Genomic DNA, 13,736 nt, shown 5'->3' on the forward strand with positions numbered 1-13,736 from the left:
CTCACTCTTGCCGACGGGGCTGGTGCAACAGCTTTGGGCATCCTAACCGATCCGTAAGGCATCATGATCGACGACCGAATTCGCGACGCATCGACAGGCGCGGCGGCCGGCGTCGGCGCACGATGACCGGCCGGCGGATCGAACCGAATCGGCTCAGGATGCGTGGCCTGCGCACAGTGCGGTCGAACCACTCGCCGAGGGTGACGCCCGCCGCCAGCGCACAGCCGACGCCGACCGCCGCGAGGACCTGATTGGCTCCGATCAACAGCTCGTCGTTGAGCAGGGCAGAGAGTCCGCGATACACCTTGAGCCCCGGCAGCAGCGGGGTGATGCCCGCGACCGCGACGACCAGCGGGGGAGTCAATGCCCGGCGCGCCATCAGGCCACCGGCCAGACCGACCAGCGTCGCGGCGACCGCGGAGGAGATCACCGGACCGAAGCCCAGATGTTGCACGAGCAGAAAACAGATCGTGCCCGCGGCACCGCCGAATGCGGCCGCGGCGAGCGCGCGGCGTTCGGCGTAGCAGGCGAGTGCGAATGCCAGCGCCGCTACCGCACCGGCCGCGATCTTGATCGGCAGATCGGTGATATCGCGGCTCGAGGTGAGATAGACCGGCGGGATTGTGGCGCCGAGGATATCGCCGACCCGCAATGCCAATGCGATGCCCGCGATAATGCCACCGGTCATCATCATGACCTCGAACATCCGGGCAGTCGCGGTGATCGGCGCGCCGGTTATCGCGTCCTGTACCGCGCCGACCAACTGCAACCCACTGAGCAGCACGGTGATTCCGGCCGCGATGATCAGTGTCGGGTCGACATCGATAGGTAGGGTTGCCGCGAGGGTGGCCAGTAGCAGCGCCGGGGTCGCGGCGATCGCGCCGCCGGCCACGTGCTGGAAGAAGAACGGCAGCCCGTAGCGATTCAGGATCCGGTTTACGCGGTCGATGGCCAGGGTGGTGCCGAAGCTGACCGCGGCAACCAGCCAGCCGCCGCCGAGCAGCGCCGCGATCGATGCGGCGAGCAGCGACCAACCGAGGGTGGCGACCCAGCGGTAGTACGGATGCGGCGCGGAGGTGATCGCGTCCAGGCGGGCGCGGGCGTCCGCGGGGGAAACGACTTCATTGCGGATGCGGCGGGTCAGCCGGTCGACCGCGGCGAGGCGGGTGAAGTCCAGGGAGCGGTACTTGACCACCCGCATGGTGCTGGCGGGCGGCAGCATGGGGCCGCGGTCGGCCCAGATCCTGATCGCGTCGTAGGTGACATCGATTTGGCATCGGGACAGGCCGTAAGTGGCGGCGATGAAGCGCACCTGGGTCGTCGTGTCGTTGACACCCGTACCGGAGGCGAGTACGACCTCGCCCACTCGCACGGCGAGCTCGAGTACCTCCGCGACGCGGGCATCGTCGGTGAGGTCGATGGGCTGCAGCGGTGTCGGCGCGGCGACGATGGTGTCGGCGGTGGCCGGACGGTCGGCGACCAATAGATCGACCGCCTGTTTGACGACTGGAATGCGAGGTGCGCGGAGGAAGCGCAATCGTGGCCGCTTGGCCGCCTGATCGCTCGGGACGGTGTCGTCTCCTCCAGGGAATGTATCCGGACCCATGTGCGAGACCGTAGTCACCTGAGGCCTTGGTTCGCATCCGTGGTGGTCGACGAGACCAGATCGGGGGCTGGACCACTGTCCGGACACTTGGTCGAAGCCACCAAAGGTGATAGAACTTGTTCTAATTTGCTGGTTCTTCGAGCGACCCGCAAGCAGTAGTAAGCGAATGGGAGCGCGCACGATGCGGTACGGAATTGTGTTGTTCACCAGTGACCGGGGCATTACGCCCGCCGATGCGGCCGCGGCCGCCGAACAAGCCGGATTCGACGCCTTCTACGTGCCCGAACACACCCATATCCCCGTGGTTCGGGCGGCCGCGCATCCGCGCACCGGGGATGCGAGCCTGCCCGACGACCGGTATCTGCGCACGCTCGACCCCTGGGTCGCGCTGGCCACCGCGGCGTCGGTCACCAGCCGGATCACCCTGTCCACCGCGGTCGCCCTACCCGCCGAACACCATCCGATCACCCTGGCCAAAACCCTCGCCTCGCTGGATCATCTGTCCGGCGGCCGGGTAAGCCTCGGCGTCGGTTTCGGTTGGAATACCGACGAAATGGCGCATCACGGGGTGCCCGCGAATAAGCGCAGGACGGTTTTGCGTGAACATCTGGATGCCATGCGTGCGTTGTGGTCGGAGGAAGAGGCCAGCTTCGCAGGGCAATTCGTGAATTTCGGGCCGAGCTGGTCCTGGCCCAAGCCGGTGCAGAAACGGATTCCGGTGATTCTCGGTGCGGCCGGGACCGAGCAGTCGTTCACCTGGCTGGCCAAGAATGCGGACGGCTGGCTCACCACCCCCACCGAGGACGGCCTCGGGGCGAAGATCGAACTGCTGCACCGGATTTGGCGCGAACACGAGCATCAGGGCAGCCCGGACATCATCGCGCTGGCTGGACGTCACGATGCGGCGCAGCTCGCGCAATGGGCCGAACTGGGTGTCACCGAAGCGGTTTTCGGTCTGCCGGATCGCGATGCCGATGATGTGCGCGCATACCTGACCCGCCTCGCCGGGAAGCTCGGCATCGAAGGGGCCCGCTGACACCCCGCCGGTGTCAGCGGGCCTTCCGCTAACCGCGTCGTCTGCGTGCGACGAGCCATCCGATCAGCACACCGGCGACGCCGATAACCCCGACGCCGATCACGGTGATCACGATCAATCCGGTCGACGAATTCGACTCGGACGCCCGCGATTCCGCCATTGCCGGAGCCGCGCCGGGCGCGCGGCTCGTCGGCGTTTTCACGCCGGTCGAATTCTCACCGAAAACACCGTCGCCGATTGTGCTCGCGTACTTCGGACCGCTCTCCTCGGTATCGGTGACGGTGAGCTCCACTTGCACCGGCACCGGGCGGTTTTCACCCTTTCCGAAGGTCGAGCCGAGTTTGACGGCGATGTAGTACCAACCGGCCACCGCTTCGCGCCGTGACTCCAACTGTTCGGCCTTCTGTTCGGCCTTGCGATTGTTGTACCGAATCGGCACGGTAGCTATCGCCTTGTTCGTCGGCAGTAGCCCCTCGGTGCCGGTATAAGACGCGAAGTCCGAATCGATCTCTTCGCGGATCGGGCTGTAGAGGGTGGTTCGGATATTGGACAGGTTGTCGAGTCCGCGACCGCCGTTGGCCCCGAACCGAACTCGATACGCCAGGCCCTGACCCCAGTCCAATCTGACGCGATAGAACACGAATTCACCCGGCTGGAGCGTATCGGTGTAGCGACCGCTGCCCGGCAGTGTTGCGGCCACGGTGAACGATGAGCCCCCGGATACGGGTGTATCCGCGCCGCTTGGTTCGACGAAGGTCGTCGGCGGTGCGACCGCGACTGGACCGGCGTCGGTCACCGCAGGTTCGATACCGACGATCAGTTCGATCGGAAGTCGTTCCGGCACACCGGCGGATACCTTCTCCCAGGTCAGTTGGAAATAGTAGCGGCCGCCGCCCTTGCAATTGTCGAAGCTGCCCTTGCTTTCCTTGGTCGCACCGTCGAAGGCATTGGCCACGGTGAGCGCGACACCGTCACTGGAACTGGTGGATGCCTGGAATTTGAAGAGATGGCAGTCCGCACCGTCCGCGCCGTAGACCCGCATTTCCAGCGAGTTCAGATCATCGGTCGGGGAGATATCACGTAGGCGTGGAAAGGAAAGGGTGCCACTGAAATACGCGGTCGCACCCGCCGGGATATCGACTGCCCAATACCGCTTTTCGCGCTGCCCGATGGTGTCCAGATACTGACCCGGGGTGGCGACCGGCGCCGCACCGTAGGTCGGGGCGCCCGTGATAGGTATGCCGACGGCGTGGTAATTGCGCAGGGCGGCCGACGATATGCGCGGCAGCGTCCGTTCGAGTGTCGGACCGTCGGCGGCATCGCTGTAGGTACCGCCGGTGGCCTGCGCCATGCAGGTCAGCTGGGCGCGGGCCTTGGCGTCGACGGCGAATCCGATGGTGTGCACGATGAGATCGAGGCCCTGCTTTTTCAATTCGCGTGCGACTTCACAGGGTTCAGGTGGGGAGCAGGTGTCGTCGCCGTCGGAGACGAGGACGATCGAGCGCGGGCCCGATGTGGGCAGCGTCTCGGCGGCCTGGCGCAGTGCGGTGCCCATCGGCGTCCAGCCACTGGCCTTGATTCCGTCGACGGCGCTGGTCAATGCGCTGCGGTCGAGAGTTTCGGGTTTGTGCAGGACCCGGACGTCACGGCAGCCGGATGTCTTCTCCGCCTCGGCATTTCCGGTGCTCGTACCATAAACGGTCAGTCCCACTTCGGATTCCGCTGGTGCGGTGCCGACGAAGTTTCGCACGGCATTCTTGGCGGCATCCATCATGGTGCCCGCCGGATCGGGGCGCTGCATGGAGCCGGATGCGTCCAGGATGAGCATGGTCGGCGCGTACTGCGGGTTGTCCGGACGCTGCTGTGCCTGCGCGGGCAGCGCCGCCACGGCAAGTCCGAGTAACCCTGCCGTAGTGGCCGCGGTCAGTCGGATAAAGCGCTGGGTAATTCTCGACATAGGCCTCGTCTACTTATTTTGCCTTGATAACGAATTAGATGTTACCCATAGCTATCCCGTCTACCCATTCGTGAAACGCACACTGGCATTACTGATCCGCGGTCTCGACTGGTCACGGTGTAACCGGTGTTAGCGAGACATTCCAGAAATCGGCGTAGCGGCGTCGCGCAGCAGTTCGTAATGCGCCCAAGGGACTGGTTCGGGCCAGACTCGCGCTCACCGCACGGCGGCTCGTCGATTCCTCGACTGAAGACGCACGACAGCGCCTCGCAACGGGCGGTGAAACCCGTTGCGAGGCGCTGCCATCCGAATCTCAGCGCAGATCTCGGCGGCGGAAGCCGGCGATCCCGGCCCCGAGCAGGACGACCACGATCCCGAGCAGCCACAGGATCGGCGCAGCCTCGAAGGTGGAGCCTGGCAGCTTCGGCGTATGCGTGAACGGAACCAGATCGCGGACCCATTGCGGGAGTCCATCGAGCGCGCCGAGCACGAAGATGAGGATCATCGTGCTCAGTACTCCCCAGGCGACCGGGGCGTAGCGTGGGGCGAACCCGTAGATCGCCACCGTGATCGCGGTGAGTACCCAAACTGCGGGCAGTTGGACCGTCGCGGCGCCGAGGCAGTCGCCCAGCTTGCCCGCCAGATCGCCATCCGACACGCCGTAGATGACGCCGACCGCCGCACCCGCGAGGAACAACAGCACCGCCGGTCCGAGCAGGGCAATGCCGATATGGCTGAGCGCGTAGCGTTCTCGGCTCACCGAACCGGCCAGTGTGGCCTCGGCGCGCTGGCTGGACTCCTCGTCGTGCAGCCGCAGCACCGCCGAGATGGAGTAGGCCGACGCCGCGATGCCCAACATGCTGAGGGCGAAGGTGATGAACGAGTTCTGTAACACATCGGTGCCGCCCATCCGGTTGATCACATCGCGGATCTGGCTACTGTTGTTGAGCATATCGCCGACGCTGTTGATGGCGCCGCCCAGCAGCGATCCGTAGAGCAGGAAACCGATTGACCAGGCCAGCAGCGAGCCGCGCTGCAGCCGCCAAGCCAGTCCCGATGGACCGGAGAGGGTGGGTGCCGCGACCGGTGGGCCGGGGCGCTCGGCGAGCAGCCCCGAGCCCGTATCACGTTGCTGCAGTAGCGTATACGCGGCAGCGGTGGTCGCAATGGCGACGGTGAGCAGCGGAATCAGCACCCACCACCGCTCATTCGCGTACGGCCGCATATTGATACACCAGCCCAGCGGCGAAACCCACGACAGCACACCGTTTCCGGCGTCGCCGACCGCGCGCAGCGCGAAGGCAGTGCCGAGTGCGCCGAACGCCACCCCGCGCGCGACCCGCGCACCCACGCTCACCTGTGCCGCGACGGCGGCGACCCCGGCCCAGGCCAGACCGGAGCTGCCGAGCGTCGCGCCATAGGCCAGTGAACCGGCGGCGGGTAGGTCGATGCCGTACAGCGCGAGGGCACTCAGGATGGCGACGATCAGACAGCCGGTGGCTGTCATGATCATGGCGGCGGTCAGCCCGGCATAGCGGCCGATGCTGGTGGCGCCGACCAACTCCGCGCGACCGGACTCCTCCTCGACCCGGGTGTGCCGGATGACGGTGAGGATCGTCGCGATCGCGATCATCGCGTACATTGGCCCGGCCTTCCACAGCCCGACCGAGCCGAGGTCGGTGCTGAAGACCGGCCCGTACATGGCAACGAGCGCCGGACTTTCCGTGATCGACTTCGCCGCGTGCTCGAGGTCGGCCTGTGTGGTGTAGACGGCCTTGGCGCTGGTGACGTAGAAGGCGGGCAGCAGTCCGAAGGCGAGTACCCACAGCGGCAAGACGATTCGGTCGCGACGTAGGAACAATCGCAGTAATTGTGCGGTGCCGGCGAAGTCGGCCGCTCCGCGTACGGCGGGTGCGGCGTACTGCCGGCCGCCCGCGGTTGCGGTTGTCATGATCCCACCTTCTCCGTGGTCGCCTTCGCCTGCTCGGACGTCGCGCCGTCGACGTGGTAGTGCCGCATGAACAGCTCCTCCAGCGTCGGCGGCGCGCTGGTGAGGCTGCGCACGCCGACATCGCCGAGGATCCGGATCAACCCGCCGAGATGTTCCCCGTCCACCTGGCAGCGCAGCGTCGAACCATCGCGTTCGATGTCCTCGACACCTGGGACACGGCTGAGATCACCGGGGTCGCCGAGCAATTCGGCGGTGATAGAGGTACGCGACAGGTGTCGCATCTCGGATAGTGATCCGCTCTCCACGGTGCGTCCGCCCCGGATAATGGTCACCCGGTCACACAGTGCCTCCACCTCGGACAGGATATGGCTGGAGAGCAGGACGGTGGTACCGCGCTGTTTGGCCTCTTCGACGCAATCGCGAAATACCTTTTCCATCAATGGATCCAGACCCGAGGTCGGCTCGTCGAGCAGTAGCAGACGCACATCGGAGGCGAGTGCGGAGATCAGCGCGACCTTCTGTCGGTTGCCCTTCGAGTAGGTGCGGGCCTTCTTGCGCGGATCCAGGTCGAATCGCTCGATGAGTTCGGCGCGACGCTTCGGATTGATTTCCCCACGCATTCTGGCCAGCAGGTCGATGGTCTCACCGCCGGACAGCGACGGCCACAGCGTGACATCGCCTGGTACATAAGCGAGTTCGCGGTGCAGCTGGACCGCATCGGTCCACGGATCGCGCCCGAGCAGCCGGGCTTCGCCGGAGCTGGCCCGCAGGATGCCGAGCAGAATGCGGATGGTGGTCGACTTACCCGCGCCGTTCGGGCCGAGGAAGCCATGGATTTCGCCTTCGCGGACCGCGAGATCCAGTCCGGTCAGGGCGGCGAAGTGGCCGAAGTTCTTGTGCAGATCGCGAACTTCGATGATGTCGGACATCAAGTCTCCTTGGTAAGGGTGTCCAAGATCGTTGGGTCGGTCAGGAGTCCCTGGGTGTAGAGCTCCGCGGCGGGCAGCACGAATTCCTCGGTCAAGGTGCGAACGAGCTTGCGGTAGTCGAGCTTTTCGCCGCGTTGTTGCAGCAGGGTGACGTGCAGGACGGTCGCGCCGACATTGACCGTCGTCAGGTATCTGGCCCGCGCGCCCGGATCGCGGCTCGGCTTGATGACGCCCGCTTCGACGCCTGCCTCGATGTACTCCTTGGCATCCGAGATCATGTGCTCGAGCAGGGATTCGGCCAGCGGCCCGCCGGCCTGCAGGCTGCGCACCATATAGGCGACCAGCGGGCCGTATGACTCGATCTCGGACAGGGCGGCGAGCATGCTTTTCGCCACGTTCGTGTCGGTGGTGGTCTTCCACTTCTGGTCCCGGATCAACTCCAGCACCCGGTCGTCGCAGACAGCCCGTAGGCCGTCCTTGGAGCCGAAGTGATGGTTGACCAGTCCAGGGGAGACACCGGCAGCCGCGGCGATCGTGCGCACTCCGACTTGGAATCCGTTGTCACCGAACACCTCGATCGCGATATCGCGAATGCGGGCGGCGGTGGTGAGATCCGAATTCGGGGTTGGCGTCACGCGGCGCCTCCTAGCTCGGCGGGTCCTTGCGATACGGCTCTCTGATTGAACACATGTTTAGTATATTAAACGTGCGTTCAACGGCGAAGCAAGAGTTCGGCGAAGATGTCGTGTCATGATATTTGTCCTGGCTGAATCCGCTGGTCAGCGCCTTGGTGCGGCTACTGGGCGTGGTATGCCATCCGCGCGGACCGGTCGCTGTACCGCAGCGAAACGCTAGTGTCGGTGCCATGGCTGACACCGAGATGCCCTCGACATCGGATCACCTGCGCGATGCACTCGACGGCCCGTGGCGCGCGGTGCGCACCGAAGCCCGGGTGCGGCTGGCCGACGACCGGTTTTCCGGCGACCCCGCGCTCGACTACCGCGCGGCCCGGGCCCGGGTCCTCGAGCAGATGCAGGTCATCGCGACGATGGGATACGCGGAGGCCGGTTTCCGGCGTGAGAACGGGGGCACGGGGGAGCCGGGTGCGGCGGTGGTCGGGCTGGAGATGCTGGCCTATGCGGACCTGTCGCTGTGGGTGAAATCCGGTGTGCAGTGGGGGCTGTTCGGCGGTGCCGTGGAGAACCTCGGGACCGAACGGCATCGCGATGTGGTCAAGCGGCTGATCTCACTCGATCTGCTCGGCTGTTTCGCGATGACCGAATCCGGACACGGCAGCGATGTCGCGAATCTGGAGACGACCGCGACCTATGATCCGCGGACCCAGGAGTTCGTCGTCCATTCGCCGACACCGTCGGCACGCAAGGACTACATCGGCGGTGCGGCCGAACACGCCAGGATGGCAGCGGTGTTCGCGCAGCTGATCACCGAGGGTTCGAGTCAGGGCGTGCACTGCTTCCTGGTACCGATCCGGGATGAACACGGCGCCGACCTTCCGGGTGTGACCACCTACGACGACGGTCTCAAGGGTGGCCTGCTCGGTGTCGACAATGGCCGCATCGTCTTCGATCAGGTCCGCATTCCCCGGGAGAACCTGCTCAACCGGTACGCCGATGTCGCGCCCGACGGCACCTACAGCTCCGATATCGAGAATCCGAGCCGCCGATTCTTCACCACGCTGGGCACCTTGGTGCGCGGGCGGGTCAGTGTCGGGGGTGCAGCCGCGGCGGGTGCCCGGGTTGCATTGAGCATTGCCACGCGGTATGCGCTGAAGCGCCGCCAATTCTCGGATCCGGACAGCGGCCAGGAGACGTTGCTGCTGGACTACCGCGTTCATCAGCGACGGTTGCTCCCCTTGATCGCCCGGTCGTATGCGCTTGCCTTCGCACAGAACGACCTGGTCCGCCGCATGCATCTGGTGCAGACCGGTCAGGATCTCGATCCCGGCGCACAGCGCGCCTTGGAAAAGCGGGCCGCCGGACTCAAGGTCGCGCAGACCAGGTTCGCCACCCGCGCCATCCAGGAATGTCGCGAAGCCTGCGGCGGTGCCGGCTATCTCACCGAGAATCGCCTGGTCACCCTCAAGGCCGATACCGATGTGTTCACCACCTTCGAGGGCGACAATGTCGTGCTCACCCAGTTGGTGGCCAAGGAACTGCTCACCGCCTACTCCGATGAGATCCGCGATCTGGATGCGCTCGGCTGGGTGCGCTTCGCCGCCACCATGGCCGGCGATGTGGTGCGCAACCGTTCCGGTGTGCGCCAACTGATCCAGACGCTGCGCGACCGCAGTGACGACACCGTCGACGAGGGTGACCTGTCCCGTCGTTCGGTGCAGCTGCAGTTGTTCGCCGACCGCGAGGACTATCTGGTGCGCACCGCGGGACACCGGCTGCGGGCCCGCGCCAAGGACACCACACCGTTCGAGGCGTTCAACAATGCGCAGGACCACATCCTCGCGGCGGGCACCGCGCATATCGACCGACTGATCCTCGAGGAGTTCATCGAAGGTATTGCCGCAATCGCGGATCCGCAGGCCCGCGAGCTCGCCGAGACCGTCTGCGATCTGTACGTCTACTCGATGCTCGAGGAGAACCAGGCGTGGTTCATCATGCACCGGTTCATGTCGGTCGAACGTGCGAAGGCCGTGCGTCGCGGTGTCAATGAACTGGTCGACCGGCTGCGACCGGATGCGTTGACGCTGGTCGGGGGCATGGGGGTGCCGGAGAGCATGCTGCGGGCGGCGCTGCTGGACGATGCGAGCGTGTTCGATCGGACGACCAGCCGTACGACGGTATAGCGGACCTAGGAGTCCACCCGTGCCTGCTCCGCGACAAATCGCTCGGTGAGCGTCCAGCACGCGACAACCAGTGCGATCGCCACCGCCGCGCCGCCGAGGATATCGGTGGGCAAGTGATAGCCGAGGCCGATCATGCCGACTGCGGCGCAGACCAGCGCGACGGTGGCGATCACGATGGTGACTATCCGCGCCCGCATCGAGTCGGTCAGTACCACGAATGCGGTGGCGATCGCGACCAGATGGACGGTATGTCCGCTCGGATAGGCGAGATAGTCGTGCAGCGGTCGATCCCACAGCGGTTTGAGCACCCAGCTGTTGAGCCCGACAACGACCTCTGGAAGCAGCACCATTGCCACGGCCCGCCGCCACTGCCCTCGATAGCCGAACCAGGCGGCGACCGCGAGCATTAGCGGGATCAGGATGTAGCCATTGCTCGGGATCACCAGTGCCTCGTACCCGCCGGGATGGTCGTCCAGCGCCGAGTGGATCGGCTGGGCGAGCGCGCGATCGAGATCGGTGGCAGCGCCGTCGACGGGAAAAGTGAGCGGCAATGTAACCACGAGGCCGCCGCCGACGAGCACGACGCACAGTGCGACGAGGTTCGCCCGGACCCGGCCGAGCCACCTCTCCCCATTCACGATCACCGGTCGACGATAGGGCACAAGTGAACACATCATCTGTCGCGGGATCACGGTCCGCCGCCGAAGGCGATCACTCGCCGCCCGGTCGCAGCGGTCCGAGATGCCTTTGAGCCCGACCTTGCGCTCGGGCTCGAATTCGGTGATCGGCCGATACGGCCCAGTCGTCCGGGGCCGGCTCACCCGGTTTCGATATGCAGCGCCCCCGCAGGTGGGGTACTCGTGGTCGAGTGCAGCCCCAACGCACCGTCCGGGGGCGGAGCAGCCGACGCCTGTCGGACCGGCGCGTGATCACCCCGGCCCGTAGGCCAGTATCGCGGTGATCACGAACCAGATCACCCACGCGACGGCGACGACCATGCCCATTGCCAGGGTGATGCGCATGAACGCCCGCCCGAGATCCATATCGCCCGCCTGCCGCGGATACAGCTTCCACGGGCTGTACCAGGGCGCTTCGATGACCATGCCCGGTGCATTGACATTCTTTTCGGCCTCGGCGAGCTCCACAGCATAGGCCTCCGCCTGCGCCTGCTGCGGGCCGCCGTGCCACAGGGTGATGTCGATCGGGCCGAGGAACCCCTCGTTGATCAGATCCTGTGGGGCGGGCAGATAGGGCAGGATGCCAAGGCTGCGGAAGGCCACCGCGACATCGTTTGCGGTCCACACGTGGATGTTCTTCTCGGAATCGGCCAGCGTCTCGAAATAGTGCCGCAGCCGTTCCGGATCGGTGTCGAGGATCACATCGAAACTCGGATCGCTCCACTCCTGCTTGACCGACAGCTGGGCGCCAGGCAGCGGCACGATCAGCGCGACACCGTGCACCGCGCGCTGGCCGAGACCGCGCGCGGCCAGCCAATTCTGCAGTGCGAGTGTATGTTCGCGCGATTTGTCCAGTGGGGTGCGGCGATCGCGGCCTTCGCTGGCGATCGGTTCGCCGGAAATCATCCACGGACCGCTGAGCGGCACCTCCAGCACGCCGTCCTGGCGCGCGAGCAGTGCCTCGGCCTCGATCACCACACAAGTGGTCGGCGTCCAGACCACGGCATCGAACTGATGCAGCCGATCGTTGTGGAACAGACTGCAATTGACCGTGGCGACGCCGTGTGGGCTACCCGGATCCTTCCAGGTGCGCAGCCGATCGATCAGGGCCCGCTCGGCATTGGTGCCTGCCGGGTTCTGTACTCGCACGAGCATTCGCGTCCGCCCTTCACGTCATCACTCGATGGTGGCAAGGATACGGACAACATGGCCCGGTTCGCCGCGGCTGCGACCAGACGCGGTGTGTCACCCTGGTTGTTCTGCGGCGATCTTTCCAGCCCGCACCGCATCGACCAATTCGGCATGGTCGGCCTCGGTCCGATCGGCATAGCGGACCGCGAAGCGCGCAACGGCATCCTCGAACGCCTCGTCACCATCGAAATATCCAGCGAGCAGGCGTGGATCGAGCGAACGCGAATGCGCGCGGGCCAGCAGCGCACCGGCGAGTCTGCCGTAATCGTCGAGATCGTCCGAGGACAGCTCCACCGGATCGATACTGCCCTTCATATTGCGGAACTGGCGCACCGTGAACGGCAGTTCGCCGGTCTCCAGGCGCAGTGTGGTCCAGCCGAGCAGGATATCGGTCTCCGACTGAACCAGCCTGGCGCCCTGCACGATTCGCTCACCCTCATGCGCGGGCGGCGGCGCGGGCAGGTAGGGAGCCAGGGCCGACGGGGTGGCCTGTTTCAGTTGCAGTACCAGCGCTTCGCCCGCATTGCCGTGCAGCAGTGCCACATAGCTGTGCAGTCCGATGCTTCCGGTGCCGACAATGCGGAACGCGGTGTCGGACAGCGCGAATCGGGCCAGCAGATTGCGTCGGGACTCACGCAGGGTATCGCCGTAGCGCTCCAGCCCGTCGATGATCTCCTCGGCGACCTTGACATCGACCGGCGTGAGAATCGGTGGGTCGCTGACGAATCGGCGCTTGGTGATCCCGGTTTCGTGATCCGCGAGATGTTCGGTCCACTTCTCGAGCACTTTGGCGCTGGTGTTCTTGCGCGCCTTCTTCGCGGCCTTCTTGAAGTCGTCGAGCAGATCACCGGCCCTGGCTTTGCTGATGATCGACTCGTCCGGCAGCGCGCTCCACGATTCCATGAACGGTTGCTCGGCGAGACGATCGATGGCGAGGCGATAGGCGCGGCCCGCATCCCGCGCGGCCCGCAGGCAATCGTCTTCGCCCGCACCGCCTTCGCGACCCGCTAGCACCAGACTGGCCGCGAGCCGCTCCAGATCCCACTCCCACGGGCCGCGAATCGTTTCGTCGAAATCATTTATGTCCATGACGATTTCGCCCCGTGGTGTGCCGTACAGGCCGAAATTCGCGGCGTGCGCGTCACCGCAGATCTGCGCGGGCACGCCGGTGTCCGGACTGCCCGCGAGATCGGCGGCCATCAGCCCGGCCGCACCGCGATAGAAGGCGAACGGCGAGGCGAGCATGTGCCCCACCCGCAGCGGTATCAGATGTGGTAACCGACCGGCATTGCTCGCCGCCACGAAATCGAGCAAATCCGGTCGCTCGGACCAGATGGCCGCTCGATCCCGGGCACTGACCGGAACCCGCTGGCGCAGCGCAAAGCCGCGGCCGCGGACGTCCTCGGTAGAAACATACGAGCGAAGATCGATACCACTATCCTACGCTGTGCTCATTTTGCCCCGCCCGCGGCGTATGCGCTGCGACGACTCGGCTGAGTCGATGGCCATGCCTTCGCTCGGACGTGAGACGGGCCGCGCTCCTCGCTCGCAAGCTCGCTCCGTGGTGGTCG

10 protein-coding genes are annotated in these 13,736 nt (G+C 65.6%); 2 read left to right on the forward strand and 8 right to left on the reverse strand.

The features are described from left to right. Positions 1-61: 61 nt before the first annotated feature. Positions 62-1,606 carry a threonine/serine exporter family protein gene (locus tag AB0J29_RS09980; RefSeq protein ID WP_364782228.1) on the reverse strand — a complete coding sequence of 515 codons (1,545 nt, stop codon included), beginning with the start codon at positions 1,604-1,606 and terminating at the stop codon, positions 62-64. 181 nt (positions 1,607-1,787) lie between these two features. On the opposite strand from AB0J29_RS09980, the gene AB0J29_RS09985 reads away from it, so the two are divergent. Next, the gene (locus AB0J29_RS09985; protein WP_364782231.1) at positions 1,788-2,642 is read left to right on the forward strand and encodes an LLM class F420-dependent oxidoreductase; all 855 of its coding nucleotides are present in this window, start codon (positions 1,788-1,790) and stop codon (positions 2,640-2,642) included. 28 nt (positions 2,643-2,670) lie between these two features. Here AB0J29_RS09985 and AB0J29_RS09990 read toward each other — a convergent pair whose 3' ends face one another. The 4 genes from AB0J29_RS09990 to AB0J29_RS10005 form a co-directional block, all read right to left on the reverse strand. Then, positions 2,671-4,599 (reverse strand): VWA domain-containing protein, encoded by a 1,929-nt coding sequence (locus AB0J29_RS09990; RefSeq protein WP_364782234.1) that lies wholly within the window; start codon positions 4,597-4,599, stop codon positions 2,671-2,673. A gap of 313 nt (positions 4,600-4,912) precedes the next feature. Next, positions 4,913-6,550, reverse strand: coding sequence for an ABC transporter permease (locus AB0J29_RS09995; RefSeq protein ID WP_364782237.1), 1,638 nt, complete (start codon positions 6,548-6,550; stop codon positions 4,913-4,915). Beyond that, entirely contained in the window at positions 6,547-7,479 is a 933-nt protein-coding gene (locus AB0J29_RS10000) for an ABC transporter ATP-binding protein (protein ID WP_364782240.1), read from the reverse strand. Before AB0J29_RS10000 ends, AB0J29_RS09995 begins: the two co-directional genes overlap by 4 nt. Beyond that, the gene (locus AB0J29_RS10005; protein WP_364782243.1) at positions 7,479-8,114 is read right to left on the reverse strand and encodes a TetR family transcriptional regulator; all 636 of its coding nucleotides are present in this window, start codon (positions 8,112-8,114) and stop codon (positions 7,479-7,481) included. The genes AB0J29_RS10000 and AB0J29_RS10005 overlap by 1 nt, the downstream gene beginning before the upstream one ends. A gap of 245 nt (positions 8,115-8,359) precedes the next feature. Between AB0J29_RS10005 and AB0J29_RS10010 the strand changes: the two genes are divergently transcribed. Then, positions 8,360-10,297: an acyl-CoA dehydrogenase gene (locus tag AB0J29_RS10010; protein ID WP_364782361.1), complete on the forward strand. Its 1,938-nt coding sequence runs from the start codon at positions 8,360-8,362 to the stop codon at positions 10,295-10,297. A gap of 5 nt (positions 10,298-10,302) precedes the next feature. Here the strand turns inward: AB0J29_RS10010 and AB0J29_RS10015 are convergent, their stop codons facing one another. From AB0J29_RS10015 to AB0J29_RS10025, 3 genes are all read right to left on the reverse strand, one after another. Beyond that, positions 10,303-10,941: a phosphatase PAP2 family protein gene (locus tag AB0J29_RS10015; protein WP_364782246.1), complete on the reverse strand. Its 639-nt coding sequence runs from the start codon at positions 10,939-10,941 to the stop codon at positions 10,303-10,305. 285 nt (positions 10,942-11,226) lie between these two features. Beyond that, positions 11,227-12,129, reverse strand: a complete 903-nt coding sequence (locus AB0J29_RS10020; RefSeq protein ID WP_364782249.1) for a nuclease-related domain-containing protein — start codon at positions 12,127-12,129, stop codon at positions 11,227-11,229. 90 nt (positions 12,130-12,219) lie between these two features. Further along, complete coding sequence (locus AB0J29_RS10025) at positions 12,220-13,596, reverse strand: DUF2252 domain-containing protein (protein ID WP_364782364.1); 1,377 nt, start codon at positions 13,594-13,596, stop codon at positions 12,220-12,222. Positions 13,597-13,736: the final 140 nt, after the last annotated feature.

Origin of the sequence: Nocardia sp. NPDC049707 (assembly GCF_040674855.1) — a bacterium.
In the GTDB taxonomy this organism is placed as follows: Bacteria; Actinomycetota; Actinomycetes; order Mycobacteriales; family Mycobacteriaceae; genus Nocardia.

Excerpts from the sequence above, each read along its gene's own strand:
- AB0J29_RS09995 (WP_364782237.1), bottom strand. The coding sequence starts at position 6,550 with ATGACAACCGCAACCGCGGGCGGCCGGCAGTACGCCGCACCCGCCGTA.
- AB0J29_RS10010 (WP_364782361.1), top strand. The coding sequence starts at position 8,360 with ATGCCCTCGACATCGGATCACCTGCGCGATGCACTCGACGGCCCGTGG.
- AB0J29_RS09980 (WP_364782228.1), bottom strand. The coding sequence starts at position 1,606 with ATGGGTCCGGATACATTCCCTGGAGGAGACGACACCGTCCCGAGCGAT.
- AB0J29_RS10020 (WP_364782249.1), bottom strand. The coding sequence starts at position 12,129 with ATGCTCGTGCGAGTACAGAACCCGGCAGGCACCAATGCCGAGCGGGCC.
- AB0J29_RS09990 (WP_364782234.1), bottom strand. The coding sequence starts at position 4,599 with ATGTCGAGAATTACCCAGCGCTTTATCCGACTGACCGCGGCCACTACG.
- AB0J29_RS10000 (WP_364782240.1), bottom strand. The coding sequence starts at position 7,479 with ATGTCCGACATCATCGAAGTTCGCGATCTGCACAAGAACTTCGGCCAC.
- AB0J29_RS09985 (WP_364782231.1), top strand. The coding sequence starts at position 1,788 with ATGCGGTACGGAATTGTGTTGTTCACCAGTGACCGGGGCATTACGCCC.